The following is a 22,488-nucleotide window of genomic DNA, read 5'->3' as shown; positions in this document are numbered from 1 at the left end:
AAAAAGCAGCACCCTCCTGCCGGATAAGCCTCTGCTAAGGTTTGTCGTCTAGGGTGACGGGCATCCGTTGATGGAGCCCTGTCATGTCCAAGCACTCCCTGTCCAAGCTACCCCTGCCCCATTTGACACCATTGACCACGGTGATGCTGGCGGCAGCGTTGCTGATCATCGTCCGCGTGGCGTCTACCCCGTTGATGCCCATCGACGAGACCCGCTACCTAGGCGTGGCCTGGGAAATGTGGCAGCGCCACCTTTGGCTGGTGCCCCAGCTCAATGGCGAGCCCTATGCCCACAAGCCTCCCCTGCTGTTCTGGCTCATTCATCTGGCCTGGGCGATCTTCGGCACCGACGACCCGGTCGGGCGCCTTGCGGTGCCCTTGGTGGGCCTGCTGAGCTATCCACTGCTGGTGGCCATTGTTCGCGTCGGATTCCCGCAAAGCGTCGCACAGGCGCGCTGGGCTCCCGGGCTACTGCTGGGCATGACGCTCTGGTCGGTCTTCTTGCCGCTATCGATGTTCGACATTCTGCTGACCACCTGCCTGCTGCTGGCAGTGCTCGGCCTGGTCGGCCTAGCGCGATACGGGGGGACAGGTTGGGTAGTGATGAGCGGCGTGGGGCTGGGACTCGGATTGCTGGCCAAGGGGCCGGTGATACTGCTGTATTGGCTGCCGCTGGCGCTGGGAATCGGCTGGTGGTCGCCGCGCTCACTTGGCGCCAGCGCGATGGCACTCTGTGGCTCTGGGACAATCGGCCTGGCCATGGGCCTGGCCTGGGCCTTGCCCGCGGCACAGGCCGGTGGAGCCGACTATGCCCGTGACATCCTGTGGGGCCAGTTTGCCGGCAGGGTCAGTCATTCCTTTGCCCACGCCCGCCCCTGGTACTGGTACCTGCCGCTAATCCCGCTCGCGCTGTTTCCCTGGTCGATGACATCGTTGTGGTGGCGTCCCCGACTGACGTCCCGACTGGCCCGCCTGGCTCTGCTCGGCGTGCTGCCAGCGGTCCTTGTACTGAGCCTGATCAGTGGCAAGCAGGCGCACTACCTGATCCCGACACTGCCCTTCGCTGCGCTGTGGATCAGCCTGGGCTTGCCTGGCAAGGGGCAGCCACTGCTGGCAAGCCACGGCAGATGGCTACGACATATGCCATGGCTGGCAGTCCCGCTGCTGCTGGTCATGCCGGAGCTCTTGCAGACACTGGGAGGCGTTACGCCTGTTCACAATGGCTATCGCGCGCTGGCGCTGGTTCCCCTGCTGCTGGCCATGATCGCTGCTCCTCAACGCTCTTCGCGCCTGGCCCTGCTGGTGTGGCCGGTCACCCTGACCTGCCTGCTGGTCAGCACCCGCCCGCTGCTGACACAACGCTATGACCTTACTCCTCTGGCCCAGCGACTCCACCAGCTGGAGACTCGCGGAACTCCCGTTGCCTACGCCGGGCGCTACGCGGACCAGTTCCAGTATCTTGGCCGGCTGCAACGCCCTCTGGTCGAGTTGGAGGACGACGAGGTGGATCGCTGGTGGGCGTCCCATCCGAGCGGTCGCATCGTCACCAGCGACGATCAGCTTCCGCTACCCGAGAACGCCACCACCATCCTCTATCAACCCTATCGAGGAAAAACCTATCGCCTGCTGACACGGTCACCGAACGGACGACCCGGCAGTGTCGCAGGGGTCCGCCCGCCACTGCCGTGGGAAGGCCAGCCTAAGGCTCAACTCCAGAGCATTCCGATGGGCGTTTCCGGAGCGTAGTTGCCGGCGACCTGGGCCTGCAGCAGCTCGGCCGTGGCGATAGCATCGGTCAAGGCATGATGTCCGTGGTAGTGAGGCAGGCCATAGCGCACCCGGCTGTCATGCAGGCGGATGGAGGCCGGCGGCCGCCCCATCCAGCGTCGAAAGCGCGCCATCAGTGATTGCCGATGGATTCGCGCCTCCAGGGACATGGTGTCGATGACCGGAAAACTCAGAGTCTCCTGCCACTTAGCCTGCACGGCAGCCTGCAGAAAAGCCCTTTCGATGTGGCGATAGTGCACCACCAGCAGGTGCCCGGCCATCGCCTCGAAGACCTCCTCGAGCACCTCTTCGATGCGCGGTGCTCCCTGGATATCGGCGTGGGTGATGTGATGGAAGGTGACCGATTCGGCCTTGAGCGTGCGGTGCGGCCTGACCACCCAGTAGCGTCGCTCCGCCAGACGAATCCGTGACAGTGAGAAGGGTACCAGGCCAATCGAAACGATCTCGTCTCGCTTGGGGTCCAGACCGGTGGTTTCCAGATCCAGGGCCATCAGCGGGGCCTCCTGCACGGGCAGGATCGGGGACAGATCCGCACCAGCAAAGAAGTCCACCAGGGCACGCTGACGACTCTGCTGGCGCCGGGCCACCAGGTAGTCGTGCCAGTCAGGGGCCGAGCGTGTCTTGGGTCGAAGGAGTGGCATGGCCGCCTACCTGTGCGTCATCGGGTAGCGAAACTTGAGAAACTTCTGGGCATTGCTGAGCGCCTGGAAGGCGTCCTTCAGGTGATGGCGCTCTTCGCTGGACACGTTTTCGGGCTCGATGTTGTTGTCCGGCTGCTGCTCATGCTCGAGATCGATGACCTGATGACGAATCCGCGACATCGACAGAAACTCCAGCGCGTAGCGCAGCCGGTCACTGACGCCAGGCGCCAGCAGCTGAGTGCGGTCGATGTCATCGAGTCGATCGAAGCTGTTCTGGGCACGGGACCCACAGGCCAGGGCATGGATACGAATCAGATCGACCATGGGAGCGGTGCCCCGGCGCTTCAAGTTGATCGAGTTATTGTGCTTGCCGTCCTTCTCCATCACAAACGTCCGAAAGAAGCCAAGTGGCGGCGTACGGTTGAGGGCATTGCGCGCCATGGCGGCCAGGAAGCGCTTGTGCTGTGATGCCTTGGTAGCCACCAGGTCCTGCAAGGCTTCCACCAGCGGGTTGTCGCCATGCACGGTATCCAGGTCGAAGAAGATGGAGCTGTGCAACAGCCCCTCCGGCGAGGGCTGCTCGATCCACTGCGTGAAATAGCGCTTCCATACCGCCAAGGGCTGACGCCACTTGGGATTGGTGGCCATCACGTCGCCCTTGCAGTAGGTGTACCCGCAGGCGGCAAGGCCATCACTGACGCGTTTGGCCATGGTGGCGAAGTACTCGTCATGTAGCGCCGGGTCGAAGTCGTCGGAGAGAACCAGGGCGTTATCCTGGTCGGTGACAATGCTCTGCTCGTTGCGCGCCATGGAACCCAGCGCCATGAAGCAGTAAGGAACCGGTGGCGGCCCCAACTCCTCTTCCGCCATTTCCAAAAGGCGCCGGGTAAAGCTGCGACCGATGGTCGACAGCGCCTTGCCCACCATCTGCGAGTCGGCGCCATCATGCACCATCCGCACGAACGCTGCCTGCACGTCGGGGGCCAGCTTGGCCAGACTCTCCACCGATGGCTGGTGAAAGATATTGCTCACCAGATATAGGCTGCTCTGGGTCTCGTAGCGAATGATATCGGACAGATGCACGATGCCCACCGGTGAGCGCCGATGCATGACCGGCAGATGATGGATGTTGTTACGCAACATGCACAGCATCGCTTCCTGCACCGACTCATCGGACTGTATCGCGATCAACCGACGACCCGCCACCTCCCCTACCGGGGTATCCGGTGACAGCCCCTCGGCGACCACCTTGGTACGAAAATCGCTGTCGGTGAGGATCCCGGTCACTTGCCAGTAGGTGCCCTCGCTGTCCTTGAAGGTATAGCGGGGGTTGTCCCCGGGCTTGTCCAGCACCAGCACGGCGGACGCCTGGAAATCGCTGATCTGGCGGGCCGCGTGTTGCACCGTTGCACGGGCCTCCACCATCACGGGATAGCGGGTCAGCAGCTTGCGGATCCGCGTCACCATCATGTCGTTGTTCTTGCGCTGGCTTTCGACCGCCGTCTCGAGCCGGGGGCGATCCACCTCGACAAAGTCAGAGAAGGCTTCATCGGCCTCGCACAGCCGATGGAACATGGCCTCGGGAATGAAGTAGATCAGACTGTCTTCCAGCGCCTTGGCGGGAAAGCGAACTCTGCTGTGGCGCAACAGGCTGAAATGGCCAAAGATATCGCCCTCGCCAAGCAGGTTGTAAAGCTCGCCGTTGCGGCGCGAGACCTCCACCGCGCCACTGCGGATGTAGCAGAACTCCTCGTGCACCGCATCGAGCTCGAGAATCGTCGAGCCCGCCTTGAAATAGCTGACCTGTACCTGGCTCGCCACCTCATCCAGCAGCTCATCCGTGAGGCCATCAAAGGGCGGGAAGCGCCCCATGTGCTGGCTGATTTCCAACAGTTCCGCTTCCATGGTGTCCTCCGCGCGGTGCCGGTACAGGCGCGCTACATGCTCGGCGCCCTCATGCAGAAAGGATGCGGGCCATGGCAATGGCTGTAAAGCGTTTGCTCACTCGGCGGGAGGATGCAGCCGTGGGTCCAAGGCGAAGGGCTCGATCACGACGATCTCGACGCCCTCCTGGCCCGTCAGCGGATTCATCACGATATTGCGACTATGGCGGGAGACCGTCGAAGGCACTGTGATGAAGGGATAGCGAGACAGTAGCTCATCGCCATAGCATTGCTGACCAAGGCTGGGCGATCCAGGAACCAACCAGTTGGGGTTGGGCAAGTCCTCGGGCACTACCTCAAACACGCTGTCAGGATCGGTGATACGCACGCACAACAACATATGGGGGATGGTATCCAGCGCCTTGAAACCCTTATGCACCGCGACTTCGAGAATCGCCGTTGATGGGTCGCAGGCCCCATATACCGCCGCTCGCCCCTTGGTATTCCAGCGTCCGCCAGCCAGCTTTGCACCGACACCACTGCTCCAGCTGGCCATATGCCGCTCTCGTTCAAGCCGCCAAAGCAGCAGATCCTTGCCAGCGGATGTCACGTGTACACTCCCTGATCCAGGCGGGTAAGAAGGTCGTCCACTAGCTCGTACCCCACCTGGGTGGTGAGAAGATCTATCGGCTTGCGCCCCTCAAGCCCCAAGGCGGGTGTTCCCATCCAACGCTCTGCCTCAGCAGCATCGCCCAACACATCTTCCGCCCTGGTAAGCACCTCGGCGAAACGCCAGGCACGACTACTCTGCTCAGTGTTAAGCGGCTCCGGCGACTTGATCCGACGATAAAGCGTGCGTTCGGACATACCGATCAGCTTAACGGCCATGGCCCTATCGCTAAGCAGATCAACTGATTCAACGAATCGCAGCACGTCGCGAGACGGCAAGCCCTTCTCGATCATCTCGTGAATGTACAGGGCCGTCGTTGCCTCGGGTGCAGGCTTGCCCAGCAGGCGCTCCAGCGTGCGTTGCAACAAACTCGTCTTGGCATCGAGGGCACATTCGGCAACCTTCATCATCAGCCTCATTGACAGCCATCTGTCAAAATAATAGTGCCACCTGGCAGAGGTGTCGAGAGACCTCTGCTTAACGGAAACATACCCACTGACGCAAGGCTGTCCCCAAAACGAAGACGCCCCCTCCGGCGGAAAGCCGTAGGGGGCGTCTTCATGGGCAGTCACCTATCAGGACTGCGCCATCTCCTGAACGCGCTTCATCATGTCAGGATTCTGCTGAATGGCCTGGCCGATGGCATTGAACTTCTCCACCTCGAGCCCGCTTTGCTGTACGGCCTCGACCATCTTCTGGTTGGCCTCGGTGCGCACATCCTGCTGGGCCTGCTGGTCCTCGGCTTCTTGCAGGCGCTGGGTGTAATCCTGAGAAATCGTGGCGATCTCCTTGGACGCATCGGCGAACTTCTGCAGTTCGGCGTCAGAGAAGTTCTGTGCCTGTACTGCTGCTTCCACGTCGGCGCTGGACGATGCCTGTGCGCTGGCGTCTTGAGCGTGGGCCGTGGCGCTCATCAGACCGGCGGAGAGCAGTGCGGCAGTAATCAGGGCAGTGAATCGTTGCATGAAGTCCTCCAGGAGGTCATTGAGAATTCGTCAATCGCTCGCCCATTGTGACGACACACGTTCGCATCGGTTCCCCACGATCGTGTTACGGAATGCAAGCCAGCTGTCTCCAGCGAGCGACATCAGCGTGAAGAGCTGACCCCATGGTACGCCAACGCTGCGTCAGGTGAAGTGCAGAATAGCGGACACTTCTCGCGGTTTCTGTCACTACGTGGTGGGGGCAGCGACTCAGCCGTGCCGGCGCGGATGTGCCGACACTCGCGCCTGCGGCTAGCAAGCCAAGCACTGTCTCCCCTGCCACCGGATGCTCCGGCGACAGGGGAAAAGCGTTGGCCTAGCCGGCGCTATCCGTAAGCCAGGTTGGGTAGCCAGGTCACCAGCGCCGGGAACAGGATGACCAGCAACAGCCCCAAGGCCTGCAGAGCCAGGAACGGGAAGGATGAGCGGAAAATCTGCCCCATGGTGATATGGGGAGGACACACGCCCTTGATGTAGAACAGCGCATAGCCAAAGGGAGGACTCAGAAATGACATCTGCATGTTGACCAGATAGATGACCCCGAACCACAGCGACACATCGGCGGGATCTACGCCAGGCAGCCCCAGCACCCCGGTAAAGTCGAGCCCCTTGATCAGCGGCACGAAGATCGGCACCGCCAACAGCAGGATACCGACCCAATCCAGGAACATGCCCAGCGCCACCAGCAACACCATCATCAACGCCAGTACCGCGTAGGGACCGAGCCCAGCGCCGGCGATCAGGTCCTGCACGAAGGTCTGGCCCCCCTGCAGGATGTAGAAGCCGACGAAGATGCTGGCGCCGAAGATGATCCACATCACCATCGCCGTGGCCACCAAAGTCGTCATGCAGGCGGCGTGCAGATTGGGCCAGGTCAGGCGCTTATGCAGTGCCGCCACCAGCAAGGCACCGAAGGTTCCGATACCGGCCGCTTCCACCGGCGTGGCGACGCCGGTGAAGATGATCCCGAGTACCAACATCACCAGGGCGATGGGCGCCAGCATATTGCGCAACAGCCTCAGCTTCTCGGCGCTGGACACGCGATCTTCCACCGGCATCGGCGGTGCCACCTTGATGTTCAAGGTACCCCGCATCCAGCAATAGAAGGCGTACATGCCCGCCAGCAGAAGACCAGGAATCAGCGAGCCGAGATAGAGCTCGCCTACGGACTGCTGGGCGATGACGCCGTAGATGATCGCCAGGATCGAGGGAGGGATCAGAATGCCCAGGGTGCCGCCGGCCATGATCGAGCCCAGCGCAATCTCGGGCTGATAGTTGCGCTTGAGCATCGCCGGCAAGGCGATCAGCCCCATCGTCACCACCGCGGCCCCTATCACACCGACCATGGCGGCCAGCAAGGTGGAGGCAATGATGGTGGCGATGGCCAGCCCGGCCTTGAGGCCTCCCATCCACTTGTAGACCACATCGAACAGCTCTTCGATGATGCCCGCTTTCTCCAGCACCGCCGCCATGAAGATAAACAGCGGGATGGCCGACAACTGGTAATTGGTCATCATCGGGAAGATCCGCGATGGCATCAGGTTCAGCATGTGCTGATCGCCCACCAGATACAGGAAGACGACACCGAGCCCACCGGTAACGAAGGCCAGCGGCAACCCGGCCACCAGGACCACCATCAAGGTGCCGAACATCAGTAACGTCAGCTCGCCAATGCCGACGGTGGCCAGGGCATTCTCCAGGCTAATCGCCAGGCTTTCGTAGTCGGTCAGAGCGATGTTGACCACTTCATACAGCGTGTAGGCACCCAGCAGCAGAGCCAGCCCCACCAGTACGGCAGCAAAGGTCCGGCTACCGGCGTGGCTCTGGCGGTGATGGGCGTAGGACTGCATATCGCGAATCAGCTGCGCGATGCCCTGCAGCAGCAGCAGCAATGCCCCCAGGAACAGCATGAACTTGACCGGATAATACTGTACGGCCCATTCGGTAAAGGACACCTCATTGGCGTAGCTGTCTCCAAACCACCAGACATCGCTGACCGACTGTGAGAAGAAGCGCCACCCCGTGGTCAGTAGCGCCAGGGTGAAGATAAAGAAGAAAATCGAGGTGACCAGGTCCAGCGCTGCCTTGTTGAGCGGCGCCGCCCGCTGGTAGAGGATATCGACTCGTACATGCCCCCCTTCACGCAGGGCGAAGGCGCCCGCCAGCAGGTATTGCATGCCGAACATCAGGGTCATCGACTCATGCGCCCAGTTGGTCGGCGAGTTGAAGGCGTAGCGCATCAGCACTTCGTAGGTGAAGACAAAGGGGGCGATCAGCGACCAGTAAGCCACATAGCGACCGGCGAACCCCGAGATGCGGTCGATACCCGCCGTCAGCGCATTTCCCGGCGGCACATAGTCAGCCTGCTCCGACGACACAGGCGTCTCGGCCGTATCACTGCCGCTGACCTGACCGCCGCGGCGAAAACTTCTGTCCACCAACAGCATCACGACCAGCGGCAACCCCGCCAACACCGACCAGTACAGCCAGTGAGGCAGAACGAAATCGATCTGAAGATTCATTGACGCTCCTCCGCAGGCCGCCGGCTTGCTGCAGGCGACCACGGACCATTCATCGAAGCCGATCGGGCAGTCCCGGCCGGCACGTCAGTCATTCAAAGGTACTCGCGACGCTGGCGCCCCAGCGTCGCGATTGTCCTCAAGCGTTGAGCTCGAAATCCTTGATGTCTTCTTCGGTGATCAGGGCCACCGCCGGGTCGAGCATGGTGTTGAGGTGGGCGCGGAACAGCTTCGCCGCATCCGGATCCTTGTTGGCCCATTCGAACCACAGCGGGATCGCGGCATCGCGGAAGCGGTCGGCATCCTCTTCTGACAGGTGGATGATCTCGACACCCTTCTCGCGATACTTCGGCCAGGCCTCGGCGTTGGCCTTCTGGATGGCGGCGTAGTGCTCGCGGGAGTAGGCAGCGACCAGGTCGTGCATCAGGTCCTTGGTCTGATCGGACATGCGCTCGTAGACGCGGCGGTTGACCGCGATGTCCATGAGGTCGACCGCCTGGTGCAGACAGGGCGTCGAAGGCGGGCCCATGATGATGTAGTCGGTCACCTGCCAGAAGCCCAGTTCGAAGTTGACCGCCGCACCGGTGTAATCCGCCGCATCAATCGTCCCCTTCTCGAGGGCCGGATAGACCTCTGAGCCAGGCAGCAGCGTGGTACGGGCGCCGATCTTGGCGAAGGTTTCGGCGACAATGCCGCCCGGCATGCGGATCTTGACCCCAGCGAAGTCGTCAAAGCTTCTCAACGGCACCTTGGAGTGAATCAGGTTGAGGTCGTGGTGCACGTAGCCCAGCAGTTCCTGACCCTGTTTGCGGTAAAGATCCTTGGCAATACCGAAGCCGCCGTAAGCGCCGAACATCATGTCCCACTGGTGAGGCACGGACAGGCCCATGGGGTAGGCCGTCAGAAACACCCCAGCCGGCATCTTTCCTGGCCAGTAGACGGTGAACCAGTTCTGTCCATCGAGCACCCCATTACGAACCGCATCGGCTACCTCGAAGGCGCCGGCGACGGCGCCGGCAGGAAAAGGCTCAATCGTCACTTCACCACTGGTGGCCTCGGCCACACCGTTAGCCCATTGTTCGAAGATGCGATAGCCGGTCGTCCCTGGCTGCCAGGACGATTGCATGCGGATGCGAATACCCTGCTGAGCCTGCACGTTGCCGACCCAGGGAGCCGCCACCGCAGCGGCAGAGCCGACCGCCGCAGCCTTGAGGAAGCGGCGGCGATCCGGCGTCACAGGACTGGCAGCGGCCGCATGGGTATCGAGAGGTGTCGTAGACATGCCAGGCTGATCTTGCCGGGACTTGTCGATCGGAGACATGGCAAAACTCCAGGTGGATCGGCACGCCGACGGTCGGCGGTGCCAGGTGCGTTGTTGTTGTCGATCCATGGCGTCAGCATTGACTACCGCAGGCGTTCCCGGGGGGGACCCAGGCCCTGCACGCGTCCATGCGCAGACATCCGCCACCTGACTGCAGGTATTTCCCCAGCGATGCGGCATCAGAGCTTGGGTGATGTGCGGCTCGAGCTGCTGCGCAGCCATATGCCGGCTCACCGTTTTGCAGCTAAAGCTGTGATGGAACGGAGCCCTGATTTACTAGAGCACACACCTGTCGCGGGACGGCTGTCGTCGAAAAAAAGCTAGCGAAAAGCACTAATACGGCCAACGCAGTGTTTCAACGCAAGTGCCCTCTCCGATTGGTCTGACCAGTGCCCATAGAGGCAAAAAAACTTGTAAAAACAACCCAAATCATGGTCTGACCAATCATCTGACGACGTCTCGACCTACGACCAAAGCACGACAGCGACGGGACATCGGCAGCTCCAGCCCGGCCGCCTTTTCAGGCATCATGGGCTCTGCTTTCACGGCTCGCACCTCCGGGCCCTGGCTTATCGCAAAGGAGCCTCTCCATGGAACGGATCCTGTCTTCTCGGCAGTCGCCGGTATTGCTGCCCTTACTGACCACTGTATCCATCACTGCATGCGCCACTGAATTCGCCACAGTCGCCACCACCATCACAGCGCCTGACGTGTGCTCCGAGACGCACCCATGAGCAGCACGAAGACGCTGCCTGGCGGACTGACAGCAGCCATGCCGTTGGTCTTCGTACTGCTGTGGAGTACCGGCTTCATCGGTGCCAAATTCGGCCTGCCCTACGCCGAGCCCTTCACCTTTCTGACCATCCGCTTCATCGCTACCCTGGCGCTGCTGGTACCGATTGTGCTGCTCACTCGATCGGCATGGCCACAGGGGCTGCGTCTGTGGGGGCACGTCGCCGTGTCGGGGTGCCTCGTCCATGGGGCCTATCTGGGCGGCGTGTTCTATGCCATCAGTCTGGGTATGCCGGCGGGGCTGGCCTCTTTACTGGTGGGCCTGCAGCCGCTGCTAACGGCGGCACTGGCGGGCCCATTGCTTGGCGAGAGGCTCACACCGGTGCAATGGCTGGGGCTCGTGATGGGGCTTGCAGGCGTCAGCCTGGTGCTGGGCGGCAAGATGGACCTGTCGGCCCTGTCCTTCGACGGGTTCGGCTGGCCTGCGCTGGCCTGTACGCTGGTCGCGCTGCTGGGTATCGCGCTGGGAACGCTGTACCAGAAGCGCTTTTGCACCGGCATGCCTCTGCTCGGGGGCAGCGTGGTGCAATATCTGGGCGCGCTGGCGCTGCTCGGTGGGGGTTGCCTGCTGCTGGAAAGCCGCGAGGTCGAGTGGACACTGACCTTTGTCCTGACCCTTGGCTGGCTGGTGCTGGTGCTGTCGATCGCGGCCATTCTGCTGTTGATGCTGCTGATCAAGCGCGGAGAAGCTTCCCGGGTCGCCAGCCTGTTCTACCTGGTTCCGCCGGTGACCGCGGTCGAGGCCTGGTGGCTCTTCGGTGAAGGCCTGCCGGCGCTATCCCTGGCCGGCATGGTCATCGCCATCGCCGGGGTGGCGCTGACGATCCGTGCCAAGCGCGGCAGGTGATGCGCCGGCACCGGGCGCATCAGTCCACCTTCACCTGTCGGAAGCGAGCATTGATCACACAGTAGGTGCCGTAATTGAGCAGTCCTCCTGCCACCGCGGCCAACCACCATGGGCCAAAGGGCTGGGCGGCCAGAGCATCCAAGGCCCCACCCAGCCCCTCGGCCTGGCCTGGGTCGGCCTGCCAGGCAGCAGCCAGCAGAAAGCCTCCGATCAGTGCGAAGACTACACCGCGAGCGGCCAGGCCCCAGCGGCTGAGCCCTGACGCGAGGTCTTTCTGGCGCTTGCTCATGTCCTGTCGTCGCCAGCGCTCCAGGTAGCTGGCGGTCAACGCACGCCAAGACTGGCGCACGCCAACACCGATAAAGATCAGGCCCAGTGCGGCCACCAGCCAGAGACCGCCAGGGTGGGACATCAGCATCGCTGTTCGCTCCTCTGCCCCTCCCGTGGTCTCGTGAGGATCATCCAACAGCTCAAGCCCGTACCAGCCTAGACTGGCGTAGATGAGTCCGCTGATCACCAGCGCCGCCCGTGTGCCCAGGGCCTTCAGACTACGGCCACGATTCTCCACATCGAAAAGTCCCTGCAAGCCACGCCAAGCGGCATAGGCATAGAGCCCCGCCACCAGTGCCGCCAGCATCAGCGAGCCAAACGGTTGCCGCGCCAGATGAGCCAGGGCTTCCTTGGTGCCGACATTGTCACCGCCCAGTCCCACCGCCCCCAGCGCGGCCAGGATTCCGATCAGCAGATAGACAACGCCCTTGGCGGTATAGCCAAGTCGCGCCAGGATGACGATCCATCTACGCCGATGACGTAGAGGCGCAGGTAGAGAGGGCATGACAGCTCCAGACACTCAAGACCCCTCTATCCTCCGCAAAAAATCTCGTTTCAGCAAAAACGATTGGCAGCGCAGCCTCCCCCAGCGTCTGGAATCGTCCTGATTCGGCCTGTTATTGGCAAACTTGGCCATCACCGCCCTGACGTTCTGGCGATGAGCCGCTAGCCCAGCCGATTCAGGGCATGGGCGGCAATGGCCGTATCCTGCACGCCCGTCCCGGTGAGGTCACACACGGTAATGGTGGCATCGGACAGGCGCAGACGATCCCCACGCGCAATGACCTGGCCCAGTTCATGCACCTTGAACGGCACCTCACGTCCATGAAACGCCTTCAGCTCGCCGTTGGACTCGCTCTGGGCGCGGGTGTCACAGACAAAGGCATCGGCACGCGTCAGTACGCTTTCGGCCAACTCCCGCTTATCCGGACTGTCCGAGCCCATGGCGGTCACATGCACCCCTTCGGGCAGGTCGGCGGCCTCCAGAATCGGTGCCTGGGAAGGCGTGGTGGTGACGATGATGTCGGCCATCGCGCAGGCCTCACGCACGCTATCGTGGACATTCACGGTAAGCCCAGCCGCACGCATGGTCTCGGCGTACTCCTCGGCAGCCGACCCACGCCGAGACCACACATCGACGATCTCGATGTCACGTACCAGCCGCAGTGCCTCGACCTGCCGGATGGCCTGCTCCCCGGCTCCCAACACGGTGACGCGACGACTGGAGTCACGCGACAGGTACTTGGCAGCGATGGCGCCCGCCAAGGCGGTGCGCACCATCGTCAGATAGCCCTCATCGAACAGCACCGCATCGACCAGACCGGTGCGGGCCGAGAACACCATCATCAGGCCGTTCAGGCTCGGCAGGCCTAACTTGGGGTTGTCGAAGAACCCCGGGCTGACCTTGATCGCAAAGCGGTCGTGACCACGAATATGGGCGGTCTTGACGTCCACCTCGCCATTGGCCTCCTCAATGGCCATGGACAGGATCGGCGGCTGCACCACCTCGCCTCGCCCCAGCGCGGCGAAGCCCTCTTCGACGGCTGCCAGGGCGTGATGGTCGATAGCGACAGCCTGACGAATCTGTTCGCGGTTGAAGAGCTGCATGCATGGCTCCTTGTCATGGATAGGACACCTGTCACCTGTCGGTGCCGTGTGAAGAAAGTCCTGAGGCGGACGCTGGATCCAGCCTTGGTCTCAAGTGCGGGCCTCAAGTGCGCGCCTCAGCCGCGAGGGCCATCGGCCGCACACCGGCGCGCCTGGTCAAGGGTATCCAGCGAAACGCCATTGCCGGAAAGTACCAGCACAACGCGCTCTCCGCGAACGTCCAGATGGCCCTGCGCCATGGCCGCCAAACCGACCGCGGCGGCCCCTTCGACCAGGATCTTGTCGTGCTCGAGCAGGTCCACCATGGCCTGGGCGATGGCACGCTCCGACACTTGGCAATGGTCGTCCATCACCTGTTTGACCAGCTCGAAGGTGCAGCGATTGTCCAAGCCGATACCGCCACCCAGGGAGTCTCCCAGGCTCTCGACCTCGTCCACCTCTACCGGATAGCCCGCCGTGAGGCTGGCATGCATGGCGGCCCCCTCGGCCAGGCTGACACCGCTGACGCGGGCAGCAGGACGCACGCCCTTGATAGCGGCCCCAATGCCTCCCAGCAGTCCTCCACCGGACAGCCCCACGATCACTCGGTCAAGCTCGGGCAGGTCTTCCAGCAGCTCGATCCCGATGGTGCCCTGGCCCGCCGCGATAAGGGGGTCATCAAAGGGAGGGATCAGCGTCATGCCCTCTTGCTCCACCAAGCGCGCCACCTCCATGAAGGCCTCATCCTGGCTGGCTCCCACCTGTCGAACCTGGGCGCCCAGGGCCTCGATAGCGGCGACCTTGTTAGCCGGCACCAATCGCGACAGGCAGATCACGGCGGGTACCCCGAGACGCGACGCCGCATAGGCGACCGCACGCCCATGGTTGCCGGTGGAGGCGGTAGTCACGCCACGTGCCAGGGCATCGCGTCCATCTCGCTCCAGCAGCGCGGCGATCATGTTGGTGGCACCGCGCAGCTTGAACGCGCCGGTGGGCTGCAAGGTTTCGAGCTTGAGATACACCTCAGCGTCAAAGCGTTCGGACAGCGGTCGCGACAACACCAGCGGTGTACGTGTCACCTGGCCGGCAATCCGGTGTCGGGCCTTGAAGATCTCGTCCAGGCTCACGCCATGGGCAGAGCACGTGGAGGCTTGCATGGCTGTCTCCTTGTATGGCGCGCGACGAAGGCGACCGTCCTTCAGCGCCCCCGCCGCCGCATAAAAACCGACAGGGGCCGCCTCCCTCAAGGAGACGACCCCATGTCACACACCGCAGATCAGCGCTGACGTCAGGCGGTCTGCAGTACGCCTTCCTTGACCAGCTGATCGGTGACCTTGTTCACGGCACGCTCGGCACGGGCGACAATTTCATCGACCTCGGCGCGGGTAGTGGTCAGCGGCGGCGCAAACCCGAGGATGTCACCCTGCGGCATGGCACGAGCAATCAGGTTCTCCTCGAGCGCCGCGGCGGCGATCCGTGGGCCCACCTTGTGGCTCGCGTCGAAGGCCTGGCGGGATTCAGGATCCACGGCAAACTCCAGTGCCGCCAGCATGCCCACCCCACGGGCCTCACCGACGATGGGGTGATCGCCGAACACCGCCTGCATGCGGCTCTGCAGGTAGGCGCCGGTATCACGCGCGTTGCCGGTCAGGTTCTCACGCTCGATGATCGCCAGGTTGGCCAGAGCTGCAGCACACCCCAGAGCGTGGCCGGAATAGGTCCAACCGTGACCGATCGGGCCCAGCTCGCTGGTACCTTGCTCAAGCACTTGCCACACGCGATCCCCCACGATCACTCCGGACAAGGGCTGATAGGCACTGGTCAGGCCCTTGGCGATGGTGATCAGGTCGGGCTTGATGCCATAGGCGTGGCTGCCGAAATCGGCGCCGATACGGCCAAAGCCACAGACCACTTCATCGGCGATCAGCAGGATGTCGTACTTCGCCAGCACCGCCTGGATGGCGTCCCAGTATCCTTCGGGCGGAGGCACGATGCCGCCGGTGCCGAGCACCGGCTCACCAATGAAGGCCGCCACGGTGTCGGGACCTTCCGCCAGAATCATCTCTTCGAGCTTCTCGGCACAATAGGCGGAGAACTCGCGCTCGCTCATGCCGGCCTGCTCGGCACTGCGCTGGTAGTAATGGGGTGCCTCGGTGTGCAGCACGCCGGCCATGGGCAGGTCGAACTGATCATGGAACGCCTTCAGACCGGTCAGCGAGCCGGTGGCCAGGCCAGAGCCGTGATAGCCACGCTGGCGCGAGATGACCTTCTTCTTCTGTGGGCGGCCCAGAACGTTGTTGTAGTAGCGCACCAGCTTCAGCTGGGTCTCGTTGGCATCGCTGCCGCCCAGGCCATAGTAGACCTTGGACATGCCGGGACCCGCCAGCTTCAGAATCTGCTCGGACAGGGCGATCTGAGGCTCATTGGAGTGACCAACGTAGGTGTGATAGTAGGACATCTCCAGCGCCTGCTGGTAAATGGCCTCGGCGACTTCGGTGCGGCCATAGCCGATGTTGACGCAGTAGAGCCCGGCAAAACCGTCGATGAATTCGCGGCCGTCCTTGTCGACGATGTGAATGCCCTTGCCGCCGGTGATGACGCGGCCAGGCGCGTCGCCATGGGCGAAGTCACGCAGGTGCGTCGAGGCGTGAAAGGTGACCTTGCGGTCGCGATCGATCAGGTCCTGATGGGTGCTCATGTGGTTTCCTTGTTTCTTGCCCGTAGCGCTTCCCGCTCTCGCCGAGAGAACGGATCAGCGGTTTCGTCATCAATGTCGGCCCGTACCTGCTACGGGCCGACCGTCCTGCCGCGGTCATGTCGTCCATCACCGCAGGCTGCCATCTAGCTGCCAGAGACCGAGCCCAGTGCGCCGAGGCAGTAGTACTTGGTTTCCAGATATTCATCGATACCGGTGGCGCCACCTTCGCGTCCCAGGCCCGACTGCTTGACGCCCCCAAACGGCACGGGAGGACCGGTCATCTTGACCGAGTTCACCGACACCATGCCGAACTCCAGGGCGCGCAGCAGTTTCCAGATCCGCCTGATGTCATGGGTGTAGACATAGGCGGCCAGCCCGTACTCAGTGTCATTGGCCAGAGCGATCACCTCATCGTCATCGCGGTAAGCCGTCACGCCCGCCACCGGAGCAAAACACTCCTGACGCCATACTTTCATGTCCTGGGTCACGCCGGTGAGCAGCACCGGCATGAAGAAGTTCTCTCCCGGAGCATCCGTCTGATCCCCGGCGACCAGGGTGGCACCGCGGGAGACGGCGTCGTCCACGGTGGCACGGGCGTTTTCCACCGCCCGGCGGTGAATCAACGGCCCCAGGTCCACTTCGCTGAGCATCCCGTCGCCCACGGTCAAGGCGGCCATGCGCTCAGTAAAGTGCGCCACGAAGGCGTCGTGGATCGACTCGTGCACCAGGATCCGGTTGGCCGCCAGGCAGTCCTGCCCCGCGGTCTGGAACTTGGCCGCCACGGCGGCCAGGGCCGCTTCCTTGGGATCCATGTCCGGGCCCACGATGAAGGGCGCGTTACCGCCGAGCTCCATCGACACCCGCTTGACCGTCGGCGCAGACTGCTCCAGCAACAGCCGACCCACACGGGTAGAGCCGGTGAACGACACCGCCTTGACCCGGTCCTCGGCGCACAGCAGCGATGACACCTGGGCGGCATCCCCCAGCACCACATTGAAGATGCCCGCCGGGATTCCGGCACGCTCGGCCAGCTCCGCCAGGGCCAAGGCAGAGAACGGCGTCTCGTTGGCTGGCTTGACGATCACCGGACACCCCGCCGCCATGGCGGCTGCTGCCTTGCGGGTGATCATCGCCAGCGGAAAATTCCATGGCGTGATCAGCAGCGCAATGCCGACCGGCTCCTTGATCGTCCCCAGCGCCGCGTTGGGAATGTGGCTGGGAATCGTCTCGCCGTAGGTTCGCTTGCCCTCCTCGGCGAACCAGCGCACGAAGCTTGCCCCATACTCCACTTCTCCACGCGCATCGGGCAGCGGTTTGCCCTGCTCGAGCGTCATGATCGTCGCCAGATCTTCGCGGTGCTGCTGCAGCAAGTCGTACCACGCCAGCAGACGTTCGCAGCGCTCGTCGGCGCGCAGGGCTCGCCACTGGGCGAAGGCCTCGTCGGCCACGTCCACACTACGACGGATCTGGGCCGGCTCGAGCAGCGGGATATGACCGATCACCTCACCATTGGCGGGGTTGATCACCGCTTCTTCACGGCCTTCATCACCGTGGGTCCACTTGCCACCGATGTAGGCATACTGACGAAACAGACGCGGATCGCTGAGCTTCATGACGCTACCTCCCTAGTCGGTTCCGTCGTCTCATCAGGGGGACGGAACACCTGTATCAATGCCATGGCAGGCGCCACGCAATGACGTCATGGTAAGGGAGATACCAGGGACGGACTTTTTGAAGCCGCCGCTGGAAGATGGCATTTTTTTTGTCCCGACTCGCTACATCGAGGTTTTTTCTGCCATGCAGGTTTGTGCAAACCGATGACCCAGGCGGGCCCCTGACGAGGCCTAGCCCGAGCCTCAAGTAGCGCTGCTGTTCAGGGCGTCGATATCGACCCCCTGGCGCGGCGCCTTGACCTGCTTGGTCACGATGTAGGTGAAATAGCGCTCGATCCCGATGTCCGACGTCAGCCAGTCATCGATCAATCGCTGATAGGCGTCGATGGTCTCGGTCTCGACCTTGATCAAATAGTCGACCCCTCCACCGACGGCCACACATTCCGTCACCTCGTCGGTCGCATGAATCAATGCCTCGAAACGCTGGAAGCTCTCGGCGTTATGGGCCTTGAGCTCGATCTGCACCCATACGGGGGTGCGCCGAACCAATGCGGCGGCATTGATTCTGGCGCAATAGCCTTCGATGACGCCGGCCTTCTCCAGACGCCTCACCCGCTCCCAGCAGGGGCTGACCGAGAGGTTGATGGCTTCGGCCAGCCGCGACTTGGTGATGCGCCCGTCCTGGGACAGGATGGACAGTATCTTGAGATCGTAACGGTCAAGTTTCATGACTCGCCCAGGGATTCCACCACTTCCGCGATCACCGCAATGGTGTCCCCCATGTTGACCTGTGCCGGAAAGCGACGGGCCGCCAGGATGCCATCGCGTTCGGCCCGATACTCGATGGGCTTGGCACCGCTGCGCGTCATGTCATACACCCGGGCAATTACATCACCGCGTTGAACGCTGTCGCCGAGGGCGTGGGTCAGTTCGAGCAGCCCGGTGTGTTCACTCTGCACGTAGCAGCTGGCATCCGGCATATCGAGATAGACCTGGGTCTCGGGCATCGCTACCTCACCCTGCTTCAAGCCGAAGTGAATCAAGATATTGTCGATGCCGCGCTCGGTGATGGCGAGGCTCTCGGGGGTCGAGGTGCCACCGCCACCCAGCTCGGTCGCGATGAAGACCTTACCCTGACTTTCCACCACCGTATCGAACAGGGCCGCTGCATCGAGTTCGAACATCATCATGGCGTAGGGAGCGCCAAAGGCCTTGGCGCCTTCCAGCGCCTGACGCTGCTGCTCGGGGTTGTCGAGCACATGGGATGCACCAAACGGAATGATATCGAGGGTGCGGCCGCCAGAATGCAGGTCCAGCACGATATCGGCCATCGGCACCATTTCGCGAGTGAAGTAGTCGGCGATCTTTTCCGTGACGCTGCCGTCGGGGTCTCCCGGAAAGCTGCGATTGAGGTTCCCGCCATCCATCGGTGAGGTGCGTCGTCCTACCTGGGCTGCCGGCGTGTTCATCATCGGCACGATGATCACCCTTCCCTGCACCTCTTCCGGCTTGAGCGATACCGAGAGTTTCTGCAGCGCCGTGATGCCCTCGTACTCATCACCATGGTTGCCACCGGTCAACAACGCCGTGGGACCCTCGCCATTGGCCACCACCGTCACCGGAATCATCACCGCTCCCCAGGCCGACTCGTCGTTGGAAATCGGCAGTTTGAGAAAACCGTGCTGAACGCCCTGGGCGTCGAAATCGACGGTGGCGGAAATCGGGCTCTTGCGCTTGCTCATGGGAACTCCAGAACAGAATCTGCGGAAAGCATGTCGATGCCGTCATGGGCACCGGATTATGGTGAGATCGCATCCGGCGCTGTGGTCCTGTCATGGCAACGGGACAGCAGCGCCGCAGCGGCCAGGGGAAACGCCTACTTGACGAATAGCTGACGCGGGAAGTCGGCCAGGGGCTCAGCCCCGTTTTCGGTGATCAGGATGCTTTCGGTAATCTCGAGCCCCCAGTCATCCATCCACATGCCCGGCATGAAGTGGAAGGTCATGCCCGGTTCGAGGATGGTATCGTCAGACGGGCGCAGGCTCATGGTACGCTCGCCCCAGTCCGGGGGATAGCTGATGCCGATGGGGTATCCGCAGCGGGCGCCCCCCCGGTCAAAGCCGTACTTGTCCATCGCCGCGCCGAGCGCCAGAGCGATATCGGCGGTACGATTGCCCGGCTTGGCCACCGCAAGACCGTTTTCGATACCTTCCAGCAAGGCCGACTCACCGCGCACGAACTCCTTGGGCGGCTTGCCCAGAAACACCGTGCGCGACAGCGGGCAGTGGTAGCGCTTGTAGCAGCCGGCAATCTCGAAAAAGGTGCCTTCCCCCTCGCGGAAGGGAGTGTCGTCCCAGGTCAGGTGCGGTGCCGCGGCATCACTGCCCGTCGGCAGCAGCGGGACGATGGCCGGATAATCACCGCCATAGACCTGACCGGTGCTGTCGGTCCAGCCTTCAATGCCGACACGATAGATTTCCGACACCAGCTTGGACTTGGCCAGCCCCGGCTCGATCATCTCGAGAATGCGTGAATGCATGCCCTCGACGATACGCGCCGCCACCCGCATGTACTCGATCTCACGCGGAGACTTGATCGCTCGGCACCAGTTGACCAGTGCATTGGCATCCTGAAAACGCGCGTGGGGCAGTTCCTTGACCAGACTCTGATAGGCCTTGGCGGAGAAGTAGTAATTGTCCATCTCCATGCCGACCACCCCTTCACACCATGACCGGTCAGGCATGATCGACTGCGCCAGATACTCCATGGGGTGCATGTCGGGGTTCTGGACGTAATAGTCGGGGTAATAGGTGATGTTGTCCGGATCCATCCAGCAGGTGCGCAGCGCACCGTTGCTGTCCTGACGCCGGCCGTACCACACGGGCTCGCCCTCGAGCCCCAGCAAGACGCACTGATGTACGTAAAAGGACCAGCCATCGTAGCCCGTCAGCCAGGCCATGTTGGACGGGTCGCTGACGATCAGCACATCGATGCCTCGCATCGCCATCTCGGCACGCACCTTCTGCAGGCGCTGAGCGTATTCCTCACGAGTGAACGGCAGGGATACCTGAATCATGAAACCACTCGCCAAACAATGTCATCACCGAAAACCGGGCAACTTGAGGCCCGGCGCGCCCTTGCAGATGCCTTGAACGAACCGGCGTCAACCGCTGCCGAAGATGGGCCTGGGGCCTCGCCGCTTTCGTTCGATGTCTGCTTGATGCGGCATTGCTTCCCCTGTAGCGTGCGGAGGAAAGAATTGTCATGACAATCGTCATGAAGCGTCATGACAATGACTGATCAATGCCGTCTTGCTGATACTAGCACTACGTATAAGCTCCCGGTCAAAGGCTTTATTGCATCATGACAATTGATCTACTCGGCCAACTCGCTGCCCTGATCGATGGGCTTCCCGACGACGGCCAGCCAAAGTACCTGGCCATTGCGCGGGCGCTGTCCCGAGGCATACGCTCTGGTGAGCTTATGCCGGGCACTCGCTTGCCGCCCCACCGAAGATTGGCAGAGCACATTGGCGTCAGCGTACAAACGGTATCTCGCGCCTATGCACAGGCCGAAAAAATGGGCCTGGTCCAGGCCAGGGTCGGCAGCGGCACCTGGATCAATGCGCTGGACGACAATCGCGAGTCCGCCTATCTGCGAGCAGGTGAGCCCCGCTCGGAACAGGCATTGATTGACCTGTCGATTGCTCATCCGGTGTGTCCTCCCGCCCATCATCAGCGCTTTCGTGACAGCCTGCGGGAACTGGCCGACACGGCGCATCCTGACGTGTTTGCCGCGTGCCGCCCGATTGCTGGACTCCCTCATCAACGCGAGCTGGCCAGCTGGTGGCTGAACGAGCGGCTGGGGATGCCTGGCGAGCCAGACGACCGCATCCTCACCAACGGTGGCGCTCACGGCATCATGCTGGCCATTTCCAGCGTGGTGCAACACGGTGATCTGGTGCTGACCGAAGCCCTCACCGACCATGGGCTGATCGCCCTGTCGCGGACACTTGGCTTCCAGCTGAGAGGCGTCGCCATCGATGGTCAGGGCATGGTGCCGGAGGCACTGGATGCCGCGTGTCGCCGCTTCAAGCCTCGCGCCGTGTGCCTGACATCAAGCCAGCTCAACCCTACCGGAGCGACTCAGGGCGAGGCCCGTCGGGACGACATTGCCGCGATCCTCGAGCGGCATGGCGTCTGGCTGATCGAAGATGACGTTCACGCATTGCTTGAGCCCCAACCCCTGGCCCCGGTCAGCGCGCGCATCCCCACCCAAGGGTTTCATGTCACCAGCCTGACCAAGGCCACCATGCCGGGACTGCGCGCGGGATATCTGACCGTACCGCGCAGCCAGCTTCACCATACGCTGCCACGCCTGCGCGCGACCTCCTGGATGGCCACGCCGCTGTGCTTTGAAGTGGCCAATGCTTGGCTGGAGGACGGCAGCGTGGATCAGATGGCGGCTCATCAACGGGATCTGCTGGCCGAGCGCCAGCGCTTGGCCGCCCGCCTGCTGGCGGAGCATGGCCGCGCCTCTCGCCCCACCAGCCTGCATGTGTGGCTATCGCTACCGGGAAGCTGGCGCGCGGAGGAACTGCAGCAACTGGCCGAACAGGAAGGCGTGGCGATCACCACGGCCACGCCCTTCATGGTGGAGCAGACTCCGGCCCCGCGACGGGTGCGTCTTAGCCTTGGCGCCGAGCCGGATATCGAACGCCTGGAGGAAGGCCTCAGGCGCCTGGCGCAGCTGCTGGATGACGCCCCGCCCCCCATGATGCAGATTGTCTACTAGACCCGACCTACCGCCCGCAGAGG

The 22,488-nt window shown here is 62.6% G+C and carries 18 protein-coding genes; 3 read left to right on the top strand and 15 right to left on the bottom strand.

The window, feature by feature from the left end:
• Positions 1-83 precede the first annotated feature (83 nt).
• Complete coding sequence (locus KUV72_RS01770) at positions 84-1,745, top strand: ArnT family glycosyltransferase (RefSeq protein ID WP_222237224.1); 1,662 nt, start codon at positions 84-86, stop codon at positions 1,743-1,745.
• Here the strand turns inward: KUV72_RS01770 and KUV72_RS01765 are convergent.
• The 7 genes from KUV72_RS01765 to dctP form a co-directional block, all read right to left on the bottom strand.
• Positions 1,706-2,428, bottom strand: a complete 723-nt coding sequence (locus KUV72_RS01765) for a 3'-5' exonuclease (RefSeq protein WP_222237223.1) — start codon at positions 2,426-2,428, stop codon at positions 1,706-1,708. The two genes, KUV72_RS01770 and KUV72_RS01765, sit on opposite strands and share 40 nt — an antisense overlap.
• Before the next feature lie 6 nt (positions 2,429-2,434).
• On the bottom strand, positions 2,435-4,333 hold the full coding sequence (locus KUV72_RS01760) for a DUF294 nucleotidyltransferase-like domain-containing protein (protein WP_206939691.1): 1,899 nt from the start codon (positions 4,331-4,333) through the stop codon (positions 2,435-2,437).
• Positions 4,334-4,429: 96 nt separating this feature from the next.
• Positions 4,430-4,921 carry an RES family NAD+ phosphorylase gene (locus KUV72_RS01755; protein ID WP_224908085.1) on the bottom strand — a complete coding sequence of 164 codons (492 nt, stop codon included), beginning with the start codon at positions 4,919-4,921 and terminating at the stop codon, positions 4,430-4,432.
• A complete protein-coding gene (locus KUV72_RS01750; RefSeq protein WP_242520694.1) occupies positions 4,918-5,391 on the bottom strand; it encodes an antitoxin Xre/MbcA/ParS toxin-binding domain-containing protein in 474 nt (157 codons plus the stop codon). The genes KUV72_RS01755 and KUV72_RS01750 overlap by 4 nt, the downstream gene beginning before the upstream one ends.
• Positions 5,392-5,556: 165 nt before the next feature.
• The gene (locus KUV72_RS01745) at positions 5,557-5,946 is read right to left on the bottom strand and encodes a DUF4168 domain-containing protein (RefSeq protein WP_206939697.1); all 390 of its coding nucleotides are present in this window, start codon (positions 5,944-5,946) and stop codon (positions 5,557-5,559) included.
• 344 nt (positions 5,947-6,290) lie between these two features.
• The gene (locus KUV72_RS01740; protein WP_222237222.1) at positions 6,291-8,486 is read right to left on the bottom strand and encodes a TRAP transporter large permease subunit; all 2,196 of its coding nucleotides are present in this window, start codon (positions 8,484-8,486) and stop codon (positions 6,291-6,293) included.
• Between the two features lie 136 nt (positions 8,487-8,622).
• Positions 8,623-9,804 (bottom strand): TRAP transporter substrate-binding protein DctP, encoded by a 1,182-nt coding sequence (gene dctP / locus KUV72_RS01735; protein WP_224908082.1) that lies wholly within the window; start codon positions 9,802-9,804, stop codon positions 8,623-8,625.
• Between the two features lie 730 nt (positions 9,805-10,534).
• Here dctP and KUV72_RS01730 point away from each other — a divergent pair.
• Entirely contained in the window at positions 10,535-11,443 is a 909-nt protein-coding gene (locus KUV72_RS01730; protein ID WP_222237221.1) for a DMT family transporter, read from the top strand.
• A 19-nt stretch (positions 11,444-11,462) separates the two neighbouring features.
• On the opposite strand, the gene KUV72_RS01725 is transcribed toward KUV72_RS01730, so the two are convergent.
• From KUV72_RS01725 to doeA, 8 genes are all read right to left on the bottom strand, one after another.
• Positions 11,463-12,278 carry a DUF1206 domain-containing protein gene (locus tag KUV72_RS01725; protein WP_206939705.1) on the bottom strand — a complete coding sequence of 272 codons (816 nt, stop codon included), beginning with the start codon at positions 12,276-12,278 and terminating at the stop codon, positions 11,463-11,465.
• A gap of 161 nt (positions 12,279-12,439) precedes the next feature.
• Positions 12,440-13,381, bottom strand: a complete 942-nt coding sequence (locus tag KUV72_RS01720; protein ID WP_222237220.1) for a cyclodeaminase — start codon at positions 13,379-13,381, stop codon at positions 12,440-12,442.
• Positions 13,382-13,497: 116 nt separating this feature from the next.
• Positions 13,498-14,517, bottom strand: coding sequence for a hydroxyectoine utilization dehydratase EutB (eutB, locus tag KUV72_RS01715; RefSeq protein WP_222161755.1), 1,020 nt, complete (start codon positions 14,515-14,517; stop codon positions 13,498-13,500).
• A gap of 131 nt (positions 14,518-14,648) precedes the next feature.
• Complete coding sequence (locus KUV72_RS01710) at positions 14,649-16,058, bottom strand: aminotransferase (RefSeq protein ID WP_206939709.1); 1,410 nt, start codon at positions 16,056-16,058, stop codon at positions 14,649-14,651.
• 143 nt (positions 16,059-16,201) lie between these two features.
• Positions 16,202-17,671, bottom strand: coding sequence for an NAD-dependent succinate-semialdehyde dehydrogenase (locus KUV72_RS01705; RefSeq protein WP_222161753.1), 1,470 nt, complete (start codon positions 17,669-17,671; stop codon positions 16,202-16,204).
• A 243-nt stretch (positions 17,672-17,914) separates the two neighbouring features.
• Complete coding sequence (locus tag KUV72_RS01700) at positions 17,915-18,400, bottom strand: Lrp/AsnC family transcriptional regulator (protein WP_222161752.1); 486 nt, start codon at positions 18,398-18,400, stop codon at positions 17,915-17,917.
• Entirely contained in the window at positions 18,397-19,413 is a 1,017-nt protein-coding gene (doeB, locus tag KUV72_RS01695; RefSeq protein WP_206939723.1) for a N(2)-acetyl-L-2,4-diaminobutanoate deacetylase DoeB, read from the bottom strand. The genes KUV72_RS01700 and doeB overlap by 4 nt, the downstream gene beginning before the upstream one ends.
• Before the next feature lie 134 nt (positions 19,414-19,547).
• A complete protein-coding gene (gene doeA / locus KUV72_RS01690; RefSeq protein WP_222237219.1) occupies positions 19,548-20,747 on the bottom strand; it encodes an ectoine hydrolase DoeA in 1,200 nt (399 codons plus the stop codon).
• Between the two features lie 287 nt (positions 20,748-21,034).
• On the opposite strand from doeA, the gene KUV72_RS01685 reads away from it, so the two are divergent.
• A complete protein-coding gene (locus KUV72_RS01685) occupies positions 21,035-22,465 on the top strand; it encodes a PLP-dependent aminotransferase family protein (protein ID WP_206939737.1) in 1,431 nt (476 codons plus the stop codon).
• Positions 22,466-22,488: the final 23 nt, after the last annotated feature.

It is taken from the genome of Halomonas sp. DP4Y7-1 (genome assembly GCF_019800705.1).
GTDB lineage: Bacteria > Pseudomonadota > Gammaproteobacteria > Pseudomonadales > Halomonadaceae > Halomonas > Halomonas litopenaei_A.
The sequence above is the reverse complement of the archived record's forward strand: the minus strand, read 5'-3'. Positions and strand labels throughout refer to the sequence as shown.